A 17,626-nucleotide genomic window follows, 5' to 3' on the forward strand; every position below is an offset into this window, starting at 1 on the left:
CGGTATCCGCTCGGGGAACATCACTCGACTCGAGGACATGAATCGTGAAGGCACTCGTTCTCTCCGGAGGGGCGGGCACCCGCCTGCGTCCCATCACGCACACCTCGGCCAAGCAGCTGGTGCCCGTCGCGAACAAACCGGTGCTCTTCTACGGCCTCGAGGCGATCGCGGAAGCGGGGATCACCGAGGTGGGTGTGATCGTCGGCGACACCGCCGACGAGATCAGGGAAGCCGTCGGGGACGGGTCCCGATTCGGTGTGAAAATCACATACATTCCGCAGGAGAAGCCGCTCGGCCTGGCGCACGCCGTCGCCATTTCGCGGGACTTCCTCGGCGAGGACGACTTCGTGATGTACCTCGGTGACAACTTCATCGTCGGCGGCATCACCGGCCTCGTCGACGAATTCCGTACGGAACGCCCGGACGCGCAGATCTTGCTGACCAAGGTGCCCGACCCGACGTCCTTCGGTGTCGCCGAACTCGACGGGGACGGCCGCGTCGTGGGCCTGGAGGAGAAGCCCAAGGAGCCGAAGAGCGATCTCGCCCTCGTCGGCGTCTACCTCTTCACCTCTGCCGTGCACGAGGCGGTGCGGTCCATCGAGCCTTCCTGGCGAGGCGAGTTGGAGATCACCCACGCCATCCAGTGGCTCATCGACCAGCGCCGCGACGTGCGTTCGACGACCATCGCCGGCTACTGGAAGGACACCGGCAACGTCACCGACATGCTCGAGGTCAACCGCTCCGTGCTGGAGACGGTGGAGCCGAGCAACGACGGCGAGGTCGACCGGAGCAGCGAGATCATCGGCCGGGTCCGGATCGAGAAGGGCGCACGGATCAGCAACAGCCGCATCGTGGGCCCCGCGATCATCGGCGGTGACACGGTGATCAGCGACTCGTACGTCGGCCCCTTCACCTCGGTCTCGGAGGCGTGCCGGATCCAGGACAGCGAGATCGAGTACTCCATCGTCCTGCGCGGCGCCTCCATCACCGGTGTGCGACGTGTGGAGGCCTCGCTGATCGGCCGGGACGTCGAGGTCACACCCTCTCCCCGTAACCCGTCCTCCCACCGACTCGTGCTCGGCGACCACAGCAAGGTACAGATCTCCTCATGACAACGAAGATCCTGGTGACCGGTGGCGCCGGTTTCATCGGTTCCCACTACGTCCGCACACTGCTCGGCCCCGGCGGGCCGGGCGACGTGGCCGTCACCGTGCTCGACAAGCTCACCTACGCGGGCAACCCGGCCAACCTCGACGAGGTCCGCGACCACCCCGGCTTCGGCTTCGTGCAGGGCGACATCTGCGACGCCGACCTCGTCGGCAAGCTCATGGCGGAGCACGACCAAGTGGTCCACTTCGCCGCCGAGTCGCACGTGGACCGCTCCATCGACGGCGGCGCGGAGTTCGTGCGCACCAACGTGCTCGGCACCCATACGCTGGTCGACGCCGCCCACCGGGCCGGCGTCGGGCGGTTCGTCCACATCTCCACCGACGAGGTCTACGGTTCGATCGACGAGGGCTCCTGGCCGGAGACGCACCCGCTCGAGCCCAACTCGCCGTACTCGTCGGCCAAGGCGTCCAGCGACCTGATCGCCCTGTCGTACCACCGCACGCACGGTCTGGACGTCCGGGTGACCCGGTGCTCCAACAACTACGGGCACCACCACTTCCCCGAGAAGGTCATCCCGCTGTTCATCACCAACCTGCTGGACGGCGGGAAGGTCCCGCTCTACGGCGACGGTGGCAACGTCCGGGACTGGCTGCACATCGACGACCACGTCCAGGGCATCGAACTCGTCCGCACCAAGGGCCGCTCCGGCGAGGTCTACAACATCGGCGGCGGCACCGAACTGTCCAACAAGGAGCTCACCAGGCTGCTGCTGGAGGCCTGCGGCGCCGAGTGGGACACCAGCGTCGAGTACGTCACCGACCGCAAGGGCCACGACCGCCGCTACTCGGTCGACTGCACCAAGATCCGCGCGGAGCTCGGCTACGAGCCGCGCAAGGACTTCGCCACCGGGCTGGCGGAGACCGTCCAGTGGTACCGCGACAACCGTGCCTGGTGGGAGCCCCTGAAGGAGCGTGCGGCCCTGTGAGCTGGCTGGTCACCGGAGCCGGCGGCATGCTCGGCCGGGACGTCGTCGACCGGCTGGCCGCGGAGGGTGTCCCCGTCGCCGCCGTGACGCGCGCGGACCTGGACATCACCGATCCCGATGCCGTGCGCTCCTGCCTGGCGGCCCACCGCCCCGCCGTCGTGGTGAACTGCGCCGCGTGGACGGACGTCGACGGCGCCCAGGAGCGGGAGGCCGCCGCCCTGGCCGTCAACGGCACCGGCGCGAGGAACGTGGCGGAGGCCTGCAAGGAGAGCGGCGCCGTCCTGCTGCACATGTCCACCGACTACGTCTTCGCGGGCGACGCCACCCTGCCCTACGCCGAGGACGCCCCCACCGCGCCGCGCAGCGCCTACGGGCGTACCAAGCTGGCGGGGGAGCGGGCGGTGCTCGAGCTGCTGCCGGAGACCGGCCATGTGGTCCGTACGGCCTGGCTCTACGGCGCGGGCGGCCCCAACTTCGTCCGCACCATGATCCGGCTGGAGGCGGCCAGGGACACCCTCGACGTCGTCGACGACCAGCGCGGCCAGCCCACGTGGAGCGCCGACCTCGCCGGTCTGCTCGTGAGGCTCGGGCAGGCGGCGGTGGCCGGGACCGTTCCCGCGGGCGTCCACCACGGCACCAGCCGGGGCGAGACCACGTGGTACGGCTTCACCAGGGAGATCTTCCGGCTGCTGGGCGCGGACCCGGACCGGGTACGGCCGACGGACAGCGGGGCCTTCGCGCGTCCGGCGCCCCGTCCTTCGTACAGCGTCCTCGGTCACGAAGGCTGGCGGGGCACCGGGATCGAACCTGTTCGCGACTGGCGTGAGGCGCTCGTAGAAGCGTTCCCCGCGCTCGTGGAGGCAGAGCGCGGAACGGGTGCTACTGGCCGGTAGACATTTACGTCCGGGCCGCGTACACGCTAACTTCGCTGGGAATCAATCAATTTGATTCCCAGCGAAGGGTTCGATCGGTGGATCGCCACGGTTTTCTGCGTCAACTGCACCGCACGTACAAACCCCGTAACTATCTCGAAATCGGGGTCAACGACGGACGCAGTCTGGCACTCTCCCGGGTCCCTTCCGTCGCGATCGACCCCGCGTTCCGTGTCGTGACGAGCATCAGTTGCGATGTTCACCTCGTCAGGGCCACCAGTGACGACTTCTTCGCGCGCAAGGACCCGCTGGTGCATCTGCGCACCGGCCGTAATCCCTTCCGTGCCCTGGCCCGCAAGGACCCGCTGAATGTGCTCGGCGGAGAGCCGAAGCTCGAGCTTTCGTTCATCGACGGAATGCACCTCTTCGAGTACGCGCTCCGCGACTTCATGAACGTCGAGCGGCATTCACGCTGGTCCAGCGTGATCGTGCTCGACGACATGCTCCCGAGGGACATCGACGAGGCCGCGCGCGACCGGCACACCAAGTTCTGGGCCGGCGACGTCTACAAGGTCGCCCAGGTCCTGCGGAAGTACCGACCCGACCTGGTCGTCGTCGAGGTCGACACCGCGCCGACCGGAGTCGTGGCGATCTTCGGTGCCGACCCGGAGAGTACCGTCCTCAAGAACGCGTACGACAAGATCATCGAAGAGTACGTGGTGCCCGACCCGCAGGACGTCCCGGAAGAGATCCTCGTCCGCAAGAACGCCGTCCAGCCGGAGGCGCTGCTGGGGGCCGACTTCTGGCCCGCCCTGATCAAGGCCCGCACGCTGCGGCGGCCGCGCTCGGCCTTCGCGCCGGTGCGCAGGAGCATCGAGAGGCTCACGGGCTGAGCCGTTCCCCTCACGCCCCGGGTCCGCCGGACCCGGGGCGTTCGCCTGCGTGCCGCGCCGTTCAGCCGCGCGCGACCAGCTCGGCGTAGTAGGCCTGGCACTCCTCGTACCGTGGCAGCAGGCCTTGGCGCTCCGCGTCTGCCAGCGACGGTGCCGCGGCGTCCTTGTCGGAGAGCACCGGGGCGATGTCCTTCGGCCAGTCGATGCCCAGGCCGGGGTCGAGGGGGTTGATGCCGTGCTCACGTTCGGGGGCGTAGCCCTCGGAGCACAGGTAGACGACCGTGGCGTCGTCCGTCAGGGCCATGAACGCGTGCCCGAGGCCCTCCGACAGACAGACGCTGCGATGGTCGACGTCGTCGAGACGGACCGCCTCCCACCGCCCGAACGTCGGTGAGCCGACCCGGATGTCGACCACGACGTCCAGGACGGCGCCCCGCACGCACTTGACGTACTTCGCCTGACTCGGCGGAACGTCGGCGAAGTGGACGCCTCGGAGCGTGCCACGGCTGGAGACCGAGCAGTTGGCCTGGGCGAGCCGCAGACCGTGGCCGGCGGCCTTCGCGAAGTCGCCTTCCTTGAACCACTCGTGGAAGCTCCCGCGGCTGTCCGGGAAGATCTTCGGCTCGTGCACCCAGGCGCCGGTGATGGAGAGCTGCCGCATGTGATCCTGTCCTCGTTCCGGTATTGCGGTCAGGTGGCCGATGCCGGGCCCGCGGGTTCGCGGGTCATCCCAGCAGCCGCGCCGCGAACCGGCGTACCTTCCTGCGCCCGGAGGACGGCAGCCGTCGCACGACGGGGCCGGCCACGGTGCGCACCGCCTCGCGCAGCGCCGCCCGGCGGCGCTGCACCGTCAGCTTCCGCAGCAGGGCGGGGTCCGGTGCGGGGAGGCTGCCGTCCAGGCGGAGACGGCCGGCGGCATCGACGTCCACCGTACACAGCGCCAGGGCCCGGCCCTTCTCGCCGTCGAGCCGCACCCCGAGCTGCCAGGTGCCCTCCGGCGCCCCCTCGACCCGGCGGGGCACCGGCAGATGGGCGCGACCGTGCACCGGGCGCAGCGTGGACGGGAACGCGTGGACGACCGCGGCGTCCGGTGCCTCAGAGGTCTCCGGCTCCTCCGGTCCCGTCTCCGCCGCCTCTGCGGTGGCAGGGGCGGGCGCGGCCGGCGGCTTGCTCAGCACCAGCTGCACCGCCGTGGGAGCGGTCGCGGCGGTCGTGACCAGGTCGAGCCGCAGCTGCGGCGAACGCCCCGGCATGCACAGCACGGGGCGGCCCTCCAGATACGGGACCAGCTTCTTGCCGCGACGGGAGACGTCGAGGGTGAGGTTGCCGTGCGGGTCGGTGAAGTACGGGATCACAGGGCGGGCGGGTGCGGACAACAGCGCCGGGAGGCACTGGCCGTCGACGTGCTCCGCACGCTCGGCGCCCAGCCGTGTCTTGCGCACGAGACCGAGGCCCCGCACGCTCACCCAGGCGTCCCAGAAGCCCCTGGGAAGGTTGCCCCGGCCCTTGCTGCTGCCCTGGGGGGCCAGCACACCGGTGCCCCGGAGCACGACCTCGCAGGTCCGGCCCGCTTTCTCCGGCCCCTCCCCGCCGGGCTCCGTGGTCTCGTCCTCCTCGTCGTCGAGCATCTCGACGTGGGTCTCCAGCGTGGTCGGGCACAGCCACTCCACGGCCTTCTCGCGGTCACGCAGCGACAGCTCGGCCTGGAAGCCGGCGAGATCGTCGGTGATGTCGAGGAGCGCGCCCTCGGGGAGGAACCCGGAGGTGATGTCGGGGTGCAGATACAGCCGCTCGTCACGGCGCAGAAGCTTCAGCGGCAGACGCTGCTCGCCGTGGACCAGCCGTCCTGCCATGGTCACCGTGATCCGGCCGTCGGTCTCCCACTGCACGTTCTCCAGCCGTGCGGAGCCCTTGACGGACGAACCGAGCCGGGCGAGCCGCAGCAGCCCTTCCGCGTTGTCCTCGCGCAGCAGGGTGGAGCGCATCCGCAGCATCGGACCGAGGCCGTCGTGCACGGAGTCGTCCATGTACTCCAGTGCGAGCGGCCGTACCGCGTCGACCATCTCGCGCAGGTAGTCGTCGTCGTACTTGAGCACCGCCGGCTCGCTGAGGCGGCCCAGCATCTCCACCCGGTAGAAGCGGCGCAGCACCCGGTCCCGCAGCGGACCGGGTTCGGTGTTGGCGACGACGACGTCGAGCACCTCGCGGAGGTTGCCGTAGTAGCCCTCGGGGACGAGCTTCGCCGACCCGGCGTTCTTGCCGTCGTCCCGCTTCGAGTAGTGGTAGCAGGTGTACGTGCCGAGGATCGAGACGACCTCGGCGGGGAAGTACGCCCGCATCATGTACAGCTGGTCCTCGAGGCGGCGCTTGCCCTCGGGGTAGGCGATGCCGTGCTCGCGCAGGAACGCGGTGCGGAACATCTTGTGCGGCGTGAGGCTGTCGAACAGCGGCGCGTCGCGCAGCGTGCACTTCTCGCGGTTCGTACGGAAGACGCCGTGCGGCACGCCGCGGAAGTTGCTGGCCACCTTGCCGATGACGATGTCGGAGCCGTTCCTGTGCCCCATGTCGTACAGGCGGCGCAGCGCGTCCGTGCCCAGGTGGTCGTCCTGGTCGAGGAACTGGACGTACTCACCGCGGGCTTCGGCGACCCCGACGTTCCGCGGCTTGCCCGGCCAGCCGGAATTGGGGATGTGGATCACCCGGAAGTGGGGATGCTCGGCCGCCAGCTTGTCGAGCCGCTCCGGCGTGTCGTCGGTGGAGCCGTCGTCGACGAACAGGACCTCGAACTCCTCGGCCGGCAGGGTCTGGCGGACCAAGGAATCGATGCACGGATCGATGTACTTCCCCGGGTTGTACACCGGGATGACGACACTCACTTTGACCGACACAGCTGCGCCCCGTCTGTTGTGGGAACCGGAGTCGAAGGTGGCGGGCCGGAGACAGGCATGCGCCGGAACGGGCGCGGGCCACCGCCCACCGGCCACCCTAGCGGTTGGCCGGATCGAACAACCATCGGCGCAGTCAACTCGCGCCCTCCGCCAGGCCCTTTCGGGGGTGGCACCGTCCCACGCGGGTCAGGGGGACAGGTGCCGTTGGCCGGATGCTGCTGTCCAGCGAGCGGAATGGCCGCGCACTCGACAGGGACGCTGACATACATTCGGCCTTGTGACAGAGGCGAGGCACGGCGTGAGCGGACAGAGCCCGGAACAGCAGGCCGCAGGGCATTCGGCAGGAGCCCCGGCGGGGCAGCCACCGGCCTCCGCCGCACCGGCGGGCACGGTCCCGGCGAGGACGCACGTGACCGCCGCCCGCCGGATCGTCGTCAAGGTCGGCTCCTCCTCCCTGACCACCGCCGCCGGCGGGCTCGACGCGGACCGGGTCGACGCCCTGGTGGACGTGCTCGCCAAGGTCCGCAGCGGCGGCGAGAAGGAGATAGTGCTCGTCTCCTCCGGCGCCATCGCCGCGGGCCTCGCGCCGCTCGGGCTCACCCGCCGGCCCAAGGACCTGGCCCGGCAGCAGGCCGCCGCGAGCGTGGGCCAGGGCCTGCTCGTCGCCCGCTACACCGCGTCCTTCGCCCGCTACGGCGTGCGCGTCGGCCAGGTGCTCCTGACCAGCGACGACACCAGCCGGCGCGCCCACTACCGCAACGCCTACCGGACCCTGGACCAGCTCCTGGCGATGGGCGCGGTCCCGGTCGTCAACGAGAACGACACCGTCGCCACCGACGAGATCCGCTTCGGCGACAACGACCGGCTCGCCGCGCTCGTCGCCCACCTCGTACGGGCGGACCTGCTGGTCCTGCTCTCCGACGTCGACGGCCTGTACGACGGGGACCCGGCCCGTCCCGACACCAGCCGTATCGAGGAGGTGCAGGGCCCCGAGGACATCGCCCATGTGCAGATCGGCAGCGCGGGCAAGGCGGGCGTCGGCACCGGCGGCATGGTCACCAAGGTCGAGGCGGCCCGGATCGCCGCGGCCGCCGGCGTGCCCGTGGTCCTCACCTCCGCGAGCCGTGCCGCCGACGCGCTCTCCGGCCGTGACACCGGCACGTACTTCCACGCCACCGGACGCCGCTCCGCCGACCGGCTGCTGTGGCTGGCGCACGCCTCCACGCCGCAGGGCTCCCTCACCCTCGACGAGGGTGCCGTACGGGCCGTCGTCGACAACAGGAAGTCGCTGCTGCCCGCCGGGATCGCCGCGGTGGACGGCGAGTTCAGTGCCGGCGACCCGGTCGAGCTGCGCGACGCCGCCGGCCGGCCGGTCGCACGGGGGCTGGTCAACTTCGACGCCAAGGAGATCCCCCGGATGGCCGGCCGCTCCACCAGGGAACTGGGGAAGGAGCTCGGTCCGGAGTACGAGCGGGAAGTCGTACACAGGGACGATCTGGTCGTCCTTCAGACGTGAAAAGGCGGAAAGTCCCGCCATCTGGCAGAGACCTTTACCAAAACCGCCCCACGCCCCGCCGTGGGCTGGTCAACTTTGTTGCGGGGGAACGCGGGGTTCGGCACGACGACGCAGCAGCAGGGAGGCCGCCGGTGAGACGAGCGCGCCCAGGGGATGCGCCCCGAGGGAACGGGAAGCTGCCGGGCGTCCGCCGGTCGGTGGGCGAGGAGCGGGCTCTGACCAGCGTCGGGGCGGGGGCCGACTTCGGCGACGGGCACGGTGACGCGCGCGGCGAAGGGCGGGCCGACGGCGACGCCGCCCGCGGGGACCGGATGAAGATCCAGGACCAAGGGGCCGGGACCGGCACCGTGGAGGCCGGGACACGGCCGGGCGCCGCCGACGAGGAGCGTGTGCTGTCCCGCCTGTGGCACATCACGCTCAGCGTCTCCGGCCGGGAGGCCCCGCTCAAGGAGGTCCGCCGCGGCCTCGAGCAGCTGGCCCACGATCACCCCTTCCTGCTCACCAGCCGGTACGCCAACGACCACGCGGAGATCCGCTACTGGGAGGAGGCGCGCGACCTGCACGACGCGGCCGCGGTCGCCCTGCGGCTGTGGGGCGAGCACCGTTCCACGGCCAACCTGCCGCCGTGGGAGATCGTCGGCCTCGAGGTCATCGACCGGCAGACGTATCACCAGCGCGTCGCGGAGGGTTACGGCCCGCCGGCGGCCGCGCGGGTGGGAGTGCATCCCTTCTGAGGGCAGGGCACGCGGGTTCGAGTGCCTCCCCCCTGTTCGCGGGGCGCGTGAGGTGGTCGAGGCACGCGGCGCGAGGCGGTCCGTCTCGGACTGCGGGATACGGGAGGGGCGCCCCCGGGCGGCGCATTACGCTTCCTGTATGACGTCGCTCTCTTCGGTTTCGCCCTACGACAACATGTCCCCGGTCGCCCAGGTGGCCTATCGGGCCCGCGCAGCGGCCGCCGACCTCGCGCCTCTGCCGCGATCGGCCAAGGACGACGCGCTGCTCGCGATGGCCGACGCCCTGGAGGTCCGTACGAGCGAGATCGTCGAGGCCAACGCCGAGGACGTCGCCCGCGCCCGTGAGGCGGGGACCAGCGAGACGGTCATCGACCGGCTCACGCTCACTCCCGAGCGGGTGCGGGCCATCGCCGCCGACGTGCGTCATGTGGCCGCGCTGCCCGATCCCGTCGGCGAGGTGGTGCGCGGCTCGACCCTTCCCAACGGCATCGACCTGCGCCAGGTGCGGGTGCCGCTGGGCGTCGTCGGCATCATCTACGAGGCCCGGCCGAACGTCACCGTGGACGCCGCCGCGCTGTGCCTGAAGTCGGGCAACGCGGTGCTGCTGCGCGGCTCGTCCTCCGCGTACTCCTCCAACACCGCCCTGGTGCGGGTGCTGCGGGACGCGGTCGGTGGCTCCGGCCTGCCGGCCGACGCCGTGCAGCTCGTGCCCGGCGAGAGCCGGGACTCCGTACGCGAGCTGATGCGGGCCCGGGGCATGGTCGACGTGCTGATCCCCCGGGGCGGCGCCTCGCTGATCCGCACGGTCGTCGAGGAGTCCACCGTCCCCGTCATCGAGACGGGCACCGGGAACTGCCACGTGTACGTGGACGCCGAGACCGACATCGACATGGCCGTCGAGATCCTGATCAACTCCAAGGCGCAGCGGCCGAGCGTCTGCAACGCCGCGGAGACCCTCCTCGTCCACAAGGACATCGCGGCCGCCTTCCTGCCGCGCGCCCTGGACGCCCTCGCGGACGCCGGGGTGACCGTGCACGGCGACGAGCGCGTCATCGAGTACGCGGACGCCACCAAGGCCACGATCGTGCCCGCGACCACGGAGGACTGGGAGACGGAGTACCTCTCCTACGACATCGCCGCCGCGGTCGTCGAGTCCCTGGAGTCGGCCGTCGCCCACATCCGTCTCTGGTCGTCCGGTCACACCGAGGCGATCGTCACCACCTCGCAGGCCGCGGCCCGGCGATTCACCCAGCTGGTGGACTCCACGACGGTCGCGGTGAACGCGTCCACCCGTTTCACCGACGGTGGTCAGTTCGGATTCGGCGCCGAGATCGGCATCTCGACGCAGAAGCTGCACGCGCGCGGTCCGATGGGGCTGCCCGAGCTGACCTCGACGAAGTACATCGTGACGGGCGACGGCCACACACGGTGACCGTCAGCGGGGCGGCCCCGGGTCACCCGGGCGGGGAGAGTTTGCGCTCTCCCTGCCCAAACCGGGCCCCCCGGTCTACTCTGAGAACGTGCCGGACGACGTGGGGGGCAAGCCGTTCCCGGACGGCTGGGAGCCTGACGACGACCGCGGGGGCGCGGACGAGGACTTCGCCACCGTGGTGTTCGACGAGGACTTCGTACGGGCCGCCAAGATCCACGAACCGACCGCGGTGGAGCGGCTGCTGGCCGCCGCGGAGGCACGCGCTGAGGCGGACGCCGCCCGGTCCGGTCCGCGGGGACACTCTCCCGACGACGATCTCTACGACAGCCGCCCCACCGCCGGCCACCGGCGCCGCGGCTACGACCACGACGACGAGGACGACGAGGACACCGGCCCCGACGGCGACTGGGCAGGCCCCTACGGGCGGCACGGCGGCGCTCTGCGTCCCTATCGCGGCACCGCACGCTGGCACCGGCCGGTGGCCTGGCTGCTGGCCCTGCTGATGGGCATCGGGATGGTCGCCCTCGCCTTCACGGCCGTGTACCGCGGCGCTTCGAACGGCAACCGGCAGGATCCGGTGCCGCAGCCCGCACGGACGGGCGTGGACGCACCCCCGACGGGAGCCACGGTCAGCGGGCGGGGCAACGGTCCAATCGCCACGCCGCTCGAACGCTCCGCCCCGCGGGTCTCCACGGTGCCACCGGCTCCCTGAGGCCCCCGCGTTTCCTGGGGCCCGAGCGCTCCGTGAGGCTCTCGCGCCGGCCCGGGAGACCCGCGCCAATACGCCCTGGGCACCCCGTGCGCAACTGGTGAGAACTCGTCAGAACTTGTGGTGGACCAGGGCGTTTACCGCGTGCCCGCCAGACCTACCCTGAAAGTATGGCTGGGCGTGGAGACCCGCCCGAGGGGACTCCCGAGGGGCTCCCCGGCGGTGGAGATGACGAGTTCGGATCGGTCGTCTTCGACGAATCGTTCATTCGTGCTGCCCGCGTCCAGGAATTCTCCGCGATGGAGCGGATGGGCGAGCACGCTCCGGCCGTGCGCAGCCTCCCCGCGTGGAACGCGGGACGGGCCCCCGGCCAGATCCTGCTGCTGGTCCTTCTCGTCGTGATCGCCTTCGGCACCGCGATCTACCTGGGTGTCCGGCACCCCTACCAGCCGCCCCAGGCCCGGCAGGCCGAGCAGTTGCGCGTCACGGTCGTCCCGCTCGCACCGCAGGGCCCGGTGCCGGGCGGCTCGCCCGCGGAGCTCTATGCGAGCAGCCAGGCCGGGCAGTTCCGCACGGGCGCCGCGGGCATCACCATGCCGCCCGTGCGCCGGACCGAGCACTTCTCGGAGGCGCAGGTGATGACCGCGCTGGCGACCGTCAAGGACTACCTGGTGACGTCGTCGCTCGCCCCCGACGTCCTCACCGGTGACGCCGTCCAGCCCGTGCGTACCCTGCTCCACCCGGACCAGATGGCGCAGTTCGACCGGAGCGTCGCCTCACCGGCCGCCGACGGCCGGCACGCCGCCACCGGCTGGCTGGTGCGCTTCGACCCCGCGAAGGTCGCGCTGGCCGATCCGGACGTGCGGGTGCGGGGCACGCTCACCGTCACAGAGGCGGGCACCGGCGCCCTGGAGGTCGTCTCCGACCACACCTTCGTCTACGCGCTGCGCCGGGCGGCCGTCAGCGGTCCGGGCATGGACGAGGCCTCCCTCTTCACGGTCCGCCGCGAGCTCCACTTCCGCTTCGACAGGGACGACCTCGCCCACCATCGTCTGGAGGTACGGGTCAGCAACCTCCACGCCGGGCCGCAGGCCTGCTCGTCCGACGTGTCGGGAGTGCTTCATCCGCTGCTGTCCGGACAGCGGGCGGATTCCGACGGCCCGGCCGGCACCGACCCGTACGCGACGGGCCGGGCCACCGTGGCGCTGTGCGGGTCCCTCGCCCCTGAGGCTCAGCCCTCGCCCTGAGCGCTGCCGCCCGCCGGACCGGTGCCGTTGCTGCCGCCGCCGGTCTCGCCGGCCGCGCCTCCGTTGCCCATGAACTTGTCCCGCAGCTTGCCGCCGAGGTCTCCGGCCCCGCCCGCTATGTCGCCCACCAGCTTCATCAGCGGATCCTTGCTGGTGCGCACCGTGTCGGCGTAGTGCGAGGCGGACTCGCGGAACGAGTCGGTGACCGAGGCGTCCTTGTCCTCGGTGCGGCGGGGGTAGTGGCCGTCCATGATCCGCTGGTAGTCGCGGCTCTCCGCCCACTTCTTCAGCTCGGCGGCGCGCACCGTGGTGAACGGGTGCGAGCGGGGGAGCACATTGAGGATCTTCAGGACCGAGTCGCGCAGGTCGCCCGCGGACTCGTACTCCTCCGCCTGCTCCAAGAACGCGTCCACGTTCATCTCGTGCAGGTGGTTACCGCCGGCGATCTTCATCAGGCCACGCATCGACGCCTGGAGATCCTGGCCCACGAGCAGGCCCGCGCGGTCGGCCGACAGCTCCGACTTGCGGAACCACTCGCGCAGCGCCGTGACGATCGCCATGATCGCCACATTGCCCAGCGGGATCCAGGCGACCTTCAGCGCCAGTCCGGTGAGGAAGAGGAGGACCGTGCGGTAGACGGAGTGTCCGGAGAGGGCGTGGCCGACCTCATGGCCGACGACCGCCCGCATCTCCTCCTCGTCGAGCAGCTCCACGAGCCCGGTGGTCAGGACGATGATCGGCTCGTCCAGGCCGATGCACATGGCGTTGGGACGCGGGTCCTGCGTCACGTACATCGCGGGGATCTTCTTCAGGTCCAGGATGTAGCAGGCGTCGCGCAACATGTCGTTGAGATGCGCGAACTGGGCGTCGCTCACCCGCACCGAGTCGGAGAGGAAGAGAAGTCGCAGGCTTCGCTCGGGAAGCAGCGCGCTGAGTGCCTTGAAGACGGTGTCGAAGCCGCTGAGCTTGCGCAGCGCGACGAGCGCCGAGCGGTCCGCGGGGTGTTCGTACGCCCGTGAGGAGATCTCCGGGAAGCGCTTGCGCTGCCTGCTCGGTACCTGCTCGTGGCTGTTGGTCATGGTGCCCCCTGTTGGTGCGAGTCCTCGCTCGTCCCCCTGACGGACCTCAGCCTAGGGGCTGGGGCCGCGGCACGGCGGGGCCTGTGGACAACTCCCGGGAACCCCTGTGACGGCGTCTGCGGTGGGCACAACGACTGAGTCGGCGTGAGCGTGCCCGGGAGGCCCGCATACGATGTCCGCGAAGTCTCCGACTCCCACTCCCGATCGATTGGTCCTGTTGAAGATGAGCCTCACCGGCACCGCCGCCAACCTGGTCACTCTCGCCGAGGGCGCCGAGCACGGCGGCAACCACGAAAGCCTCAGCCCGTACGTGACCGGCATCGGCGCCTTCGTCGCCCTGATGCTGCTGCTGTGGATCACCACCCGCTTCAACCGCGACCGCTGATCCCTGGCCGGCGACCGGTGCCAGTAGGCTCTGCACGCATGGGAGAGCAGATAGTGGCCGCGGGCTCCGGCGCCGGCTCCGGTCCGGGCAGACGCCGACTCGGCGTGATGGGCGGGACGTTCGACCCGATCCACCACGGCCACCTGGTGGCCGCCAGCGAGGTGGCCGCCCTCTTCCACCTCGACGAGGTGGTGTTCGTCCCGACCGGACAGCCGTGGCAGAAGAGCCACAAGAACGTGTCACCGGCCGAGGACCGCTATCTGATGACGGTCATCGCCACGGCGTCCAACCCCCAGTTCTCGGTGAGCCGTATCGACATCGACCGCGGCGGCCCGACGTACACCATCGACACTCTGCGGGACCTGCACTCCCTCAACGAGGACTCGGACCTGTTCTTCATCACGGGTGCCGACGCGCTCTCCCAGATCCTCGGCTGGCGCAACGCCGAGGAACTGTTCTCGCTCGCCCACTTCATCGGAGTGACCCGGCCGGGCCATGATCTGACGGACGACGGCCTGCCCGAGGGCGGAGTCTCCCTGGTGGAGGTTCCGGCGCTGGCCATCTCGTCGACCGACTGCAGGGAGCGAGTCGCCCAGGGGGACCCGGTCTGGTACCTGGTGCCGGACGGTGTGGTGCGCTACATCGACAAGCGCCAGTTGTACCGCGGCGAATGAGCCGCGGAGAGGGGCACCGTTGAACGACCAGCAGAATCCTTACGACCCGTACCACCAGCCGCAGATCATCGGCTACGACGAGTACGGACAGCCGGTCTATCAGCAGCCCCAGCAGTACGACCCCTACGCACAGCAGCAGGGCGGCCACTCTGGGCAGCAGGACGGACAGAGCGGCCCCGCCCCCGGGGCCTACGGTTCCACGCAGGAATACGGCTCGGCGCAGGGCTACGCCCCCGAGCAGGGGTACGGCGACGCGGACGGGGGCTACGGCGGCACCGGGCAGGACTACGGCGCGCCCCGGTCGTCCCAAGGCTACGGATACGACCCGTACCCCCCGCAGCCGCAGGCGCCGGCGGGGCAGGACCGGGGTTACGACCCTTACGCGTCCGGCCAGGGCGGTTACGGCTACGACACCGGCACCCAGCCCGCCGTCGACACCACGGCGCAGTGGTTCCCGCAGCAACAGATTCCACAGCAACAGCAGACCCCTCAGCAGCAGGCCGCTCAGCATCAGCAGCAGCGTCCCGCTCCTGGGGCCCAGGAAACGGCCGGGGTGCCGGAGCAGCGCCGGCCGGCGGACGGGTCGGAGCGTCCCTACCAGACCGAGCAGTTCTCGTTCATCGAGGAGCCGGACGAGGACTCCGAAGACGTCATCGACTGGCTGAAGTTCACCGAGAGCCGCTCGGAGCGACGCGAGGAGGCCAAACGCCGGGGCCGCAACCGCGTCGTCGCGCTCCTCGTCACGCTGGCCCTCGTGCTCGTCGGCGGCGTCGGCTACCTCTGGTACGCGGGCAAGCTCCCCGGCCTGTCCGGCTCCGACACGAAGAGCGAGGCGGCCGCCGGCCCGCAGAAGCGCGACGTCATCGTCGTGCACCTGCACAACACCAAGAAGAAGGGCACGTCCACCGCCCTTCTCGTCGACAACGCCACCACCGGCCAGGGCACCACCGTCCTGCTCCCCGACAACCTCTCCGTGGCGAACGACGACGGCACGGCCACCACCCTCGGCAAGTCCGTCGAGGACGACGGGTCCACCGGCACCCGCGAGGCGATCGGCACCCTGCTGGGCGCCAAGGTCTCCGGCACCTGGCGCCTCGACACCCCTTACCTGGAGAACCTCGTCGAGCTGGTCGGCACGATCGACCTGACGACCGACACCGAGGTGCCCGGTGCGAAGAAGGGTGACGAGCCCCTGGTGAAGAAGGGCGAGAACCAGACACTCAACGGGCGGGCGGCCGTGGCGTACGCCACCTACGTCGGACCTGAGGAGGCCGAGGAGAAGCAGCTGCTGCGCTTCGGCCAGGTCATGCAGGCGGTGCTCAAGAAGCTCCCGGACGACCCGAAGTCGGCCACGGTCATCGTGGAGACGCTGGCACAGATCCTCGACCCGTCCCTCAACGAGCGGGACCTCGGGACGTCCCTCGCCAAGCTCGCCGAGCACGCGAAGGGCGGCGACTACAAGACCGCGCTGCTGCCCGTCCAGGAGGACGGCACGCTCAGCGACGAGGCCGCCGACAGCGTCGTCAAGGATGTCCTCGGCGGCTCGGTCAGCGCGCCGGAGCCGGGCGACACCCTCCGTGTGGGGATCAAGAACGGCAGCGGGAAGGCCGAGGCCACGGAGCAGGCCCGGGTCACCCTCATCAACGGCGGCTACAACGTCATCGACGGAGGCAAGGCGGACACGGTCGACGCGTCGCAGGTCACCTACGGTGACGACGCGCAGAAGGCGAAGGCGGAGGAGGTCGCCAAGACCCTCGGTCTGCCCGCTGGTGCCGTGAAGAAGGGCAAGGCCGCCACCAACGCCGACGTCTCGGTGGTCCTCGGCCCCGATTTCAAGATCGAGGAACCGGAGTGACCAGGGCGACGCCGGGGGCCTGAACATCGCTGCGTGGGGTGTCGGCGGTCCGTGAGACCCTTGAAGGGTTCCTGACCGCCGACGAAAGCCTGCCTGTGACCGCCACGGATCGCTCCATCGAGCTCGTCAACGCCGCCGCCCAGGCGGCGGCCGACCGGCTCGCGCACGACATCATCGCGTACGACGTCAGCGATGTGCTCTCCATCACCGACGCCTTCCTCCTCGCCTCGGCGCCCAACGACCGCCAGGTCAAGTCGATCGTCGACGAGATCGAGGAGCGGCTGAACAAGCAGCTCGGCGCCAAGCCGGTGCGCCGCGAGGGCGACCGCGACGCCCGCTGGATCCTGCTCGACTACGTCGACATCGTGGTGCACGTCCAGCACACCGAGGAGCGGGTCTTCTACGCCCTCGAGCGGCTCTGGAAGGACTGCCCTGAGCTCCCGCTCCCGGAGGACGCCAGGAAGACCCGCGGCAAGGCCAAGGAGCATGCCGAGCTCACCGGCGGTGACACGGAAGGGGAGCAGCGCTGAACGGCAACAGCAGCGGCGGCGCCGGGAGCAGTCGGCGGGGGCGCGGCCGGCGCATCGTCTTGTGGCGTCACGGCCAGACCGCGTGGAACCTGGAGCGCCGTTTCCAGGGCTCCACGGACATCGAGCTGACAGAGGCCGGCGTCGCCCAGGCGCGCCGTGCCGCCCGGCTGCTCGCGTCGCTGAACCCCGACGCGATCGTCGCCTCCGACCTGAAGCGGGCCGCGGCGACGGCGGGCGAGCTGGCCGGTGTCACCGGCATCGACATCTCCTACGACGCCGCCCTGCGCGAGACGTACGCGGGCGCCTGGCAGGGCCTGACCCACGAGGAGATCATCGAGCGCTACGGCGACCAGTACGCCGCCTGGAAGCGCGGCGAGCCCGTCCGGCGCGGCGGCGGGGAGCTGGAGACCGAGGTGGCCGACCGGGCCGCTCCGGTGGTGCTCCACCACGCCGAGAAGCTGCCCGACGACGGCACGCTCGTCGTCGTCAGCCACGGCGGCACGATCCGCACGACCATCGGCCGGCTGCTCGGTCTCGAGTCCCAGCACTGGGAGAGCCTCGGCGGGCTCACCAACTGCTGCTGGTCGGTGCTGGGCGAAGGCGCGCGGGGCTGGCGTCTGCTCGAGCACAACGCCGGCACCCTGCCGGAGCCGGTCCTCGGCGACGACACCTGAGCAGGCCGGGGCCGGCGCGCACCGCCCGGCGGCGGTCCCGGAC

17 protein-coding genes are annotated in these 17,626 nt (G+C 70.8%); 14 read left to right on the forward strand and 3 right to left on the reverse strand.

The annotated features are described in order from the left end of the window. Positions 1-44 precede the first annotated feature (44 nt). The 4 genes from ACIPJI_RS02005 (at position 45) to ACIPJI_RS02020 (ending at position 3,860) form a co-directional block, all read left to right on the forward strand. The gene (locus ACIPJI_RS02005) at positions 45-1,112 is read left to right on the forward strand and encodes a glucose-1-phosphate thymidylyltransferase (protein WP_307706401.1); all 1,068 of its coding nucleotides are present in this window, start codon (positions 45-47) and stop codon (positions 1,110-1,112) included. Further along, complete coding sequence (rfbB, locus tag ACIPJI_RS02010) at positions 1,109-2,095, forward strand: dTDP-glucose 4,6-dehydratase (protein ID WP_402243923.1); 987 nt, start codon at positions 1,109-1,111, stop codon at positions 2,093-2,095. The genes ACIPJI_RS02005 and rfbB overlap by 4 nt, the downstream gene beginning before the upstream one ends. Next, positions 2,092-2,988, forward strand: a complete 897-nt coding sequence (gene rfbD / locus ACIPJI_RS02015; RefSeq protein ID WP_402243925.1) for a dTDP-4-dehydrorhamnose reductase — start codon at positions 2,092-2,094, stop codon at positions 2,986-2,988. The genes rfbB and rfbD overlap by 4 nt, the downstream gene beginning before the upstream one ends. Positions 2,989-3,065: 77 nt before the next feature. Further along, positions 3,066-3,860 (forward strand): class I SAM-dependent methyltransferase, encoded by a 795-nt coding sequence (locus ACIPJI_RS02020; RefSeq protein WP_307706398.1) that lies wholly within the window; start codon positions 3,066-3,068, stop codon positions 3,858-3,860. Between the two features lie 61 nt (positions 3,861-3,921). Here ACIPJI_RS02020 and rfbC read toward each other — a convergent pair whose 3' ends face one another. Then, positions 3,922-4,521: a dTDP-4-dehydrorhamnose 3,5-epimerase gene (rfbC, locus tag ACIPJI_RS02025; RefSeq protein ID WP_402243927.1), complete on the reverse strand. Its 600-nt coding sequence runs from the start codon at positions 4,519-4,521 to the stop codon at positions 3,922-3,924. A 64-nt stretch (positions 4,522-4,585) separates the two neighbouring features. Next, entirely contained in the window at positions 4,586-6,748 is a 2,163-nt protein-coding gene (locus ACIPJI_RS02030; RefSeq protein WP_402243928.1) for a glycosyltransferase family 2 protein, read from the reverse strand. A 409-nt stretch (positions 6,749-7,157) separates the two neighbouring features. On the opposite strand from ACIPJI_RS02030, the gene proB reads away from it, so the two are divergent. The 5 genes from proB (at position 7,158) to ACIPJI_RS02055 (ending at position 12,386) form a co-directional block, all read left to right on the forward strand. Then, positions 7,158-8,264, forward strand: a complete 1,107-nt coding sequence (gene proB, locus ACIPJI_RS02035; RefSeq protein WP_307706395.1) for a glutamate 5-kinase — start codon at positions 7,158-7,160, stop codon at positions 8,262-8,264. A 131-nt stretch (positions 8,265-8,395) separates the two neighbouring features. Beyond that, positions 8,396-8,998 carry a hypothetical protein gene (locus ACIPJI_RS02040; RefSeq protein ID WP_356620954.1) on the forward strand — a complete coding sequence of 201 codons (603 nt, stop codon included), beginning with the start codon at positions 8,396-8,398 and terminating at the stop codon, positions 8,996-8,998. Positions 8,999-9,137: 139 nt separating this feature from the next. Continuing rightward, complete coding sequence (locus ACIPJI_RS02045; protein ID WP_307706392.1) at positions 9,138-10,430, forward strand: glutamate-5-semialdehyde dehydrogenase; 1,293 nt, start codon at positions 9,138-9,140, stop codon at positions 10,428-10,430. 88 nt (positions 10,431-10,518) lie between these two features. Then, entirely contained in the window at positions 10,519-11,142 is a 624-nt protein-coding gene (locus ACIPJI_RS02050; RefSeq protein ID WP_402243931.1) for a hypothetical protein, read from the forward strand. 167 nt (positions 11,143-11,309) lie between these two features. After that, positions 11,310-12,386, forward strand: coding sequence for a hypothetical protein (locus ACIPJI_RS02055; protein WP_402243932.1), 1,077 nt, complete (start codon positions 11,310-11,312; stop codon positions 12,384-12,386). Here the strand turns inward: ACIPJI_RS02055 and ACIPJI_RS02060 are convergent. Beyond that, on the reverse strand, positions 12,371-13,465 hold the full coding sequence (locus ACIPJI_RS02060) for a M48 family metallopeptidase (protein ID WP_356620950.1): 1,095 nt from the start codon (positions 13,463-13,465) through the stop codon (positions 12,371-12,373). The two genes, ACIPJI_RS02055 and ACIPJI_RS02060, sit on opposite strands and share 16 nt — an antisense overlap. Before the next feature lie 172 nt (positions 13,466-13,637). Between ACIPJI_RS02060 and ACIPJI_RS02065 the strand changes: the two genes are divergently transcribed. The 5 genes from ACIPJI_RS02065 (at position 13,638) to ACIPJI_RS02085 (ending at position 17,583) form a co-directional block, all read left to right on the forward strand. Further along, positions 13,638-13,850 (forward strand): hypothetical protein, encoded by a 213-nt coding sequence (locus ACIPJI_RS02065; protein ID WP_005317744.1) that lies wholly within the window; start codon positions 13,638-13,640, stop codon positions 13,848-13,850. Between the two features lie 38 nt (positions 13,851-13,888). Next, complete coding sequence (gene nadD / locus ACIPJI_RS02070; protein ID WP_307706388.1) at positions 13,889-14,524, forward strand: nicotinate-nucleotide adenylyltransferase; 636 nt, start codon at positions 13,889-13,891, stop codon at positions 14,522-14,524. A gap of 19 nt (positions 14,525-14,543) precedes the next feature. Then, on the forward strand, positions 14,544-16,379 hold the full coding sequence (locus ACIPJI_RS02075) for an LCP family protein (RefSeq protein ID WP_356620949.1): 1,836 nt from the start codon (positions 14,544-14,546) through the stop codon (positions 16,377-16,379). 95 nt (positions 16,380-16,474) lie between these two features. Next, on the forward strand, positions 16,475-16,909 hold the full coding sequence (rsfS, locus tag ACIPJI_RS02080; protein WP_307706386.1) for a ribosome silencing factor: 435 nt from the start codon (positions 16,475-16,477) through the stop codon (positions 16,907-16,909). Continuing rightward, positions 16,906-17,583 carry a histidine phosphatase family protein gene (locus ACIPJI_RS02085; protein ID WP_402244724.1) on the forward strand — a complete coding sequence of 226 codons (678 nt, stop codon included), beginning with the start codon at positions 16,906-16,908 and terminating at the stop codon, positions 17,581-17,583. The genes rsfS and ACIPJI_RS02085 overlap by 4 nt, the downstream gene beginning before the upstream one ends. The last annotated feature ends 43 nt before the right edge of the window (positions 17,584-17,626 follow it).

This window comes from Streptomyces sp. NPDC086835 (assembly GCF_044745705.1).
Lineage (GTDB): Bacteria > Actinomycetota > Actinomycetes > Streptomycetales > Streptomycetaceae > Streptomyces.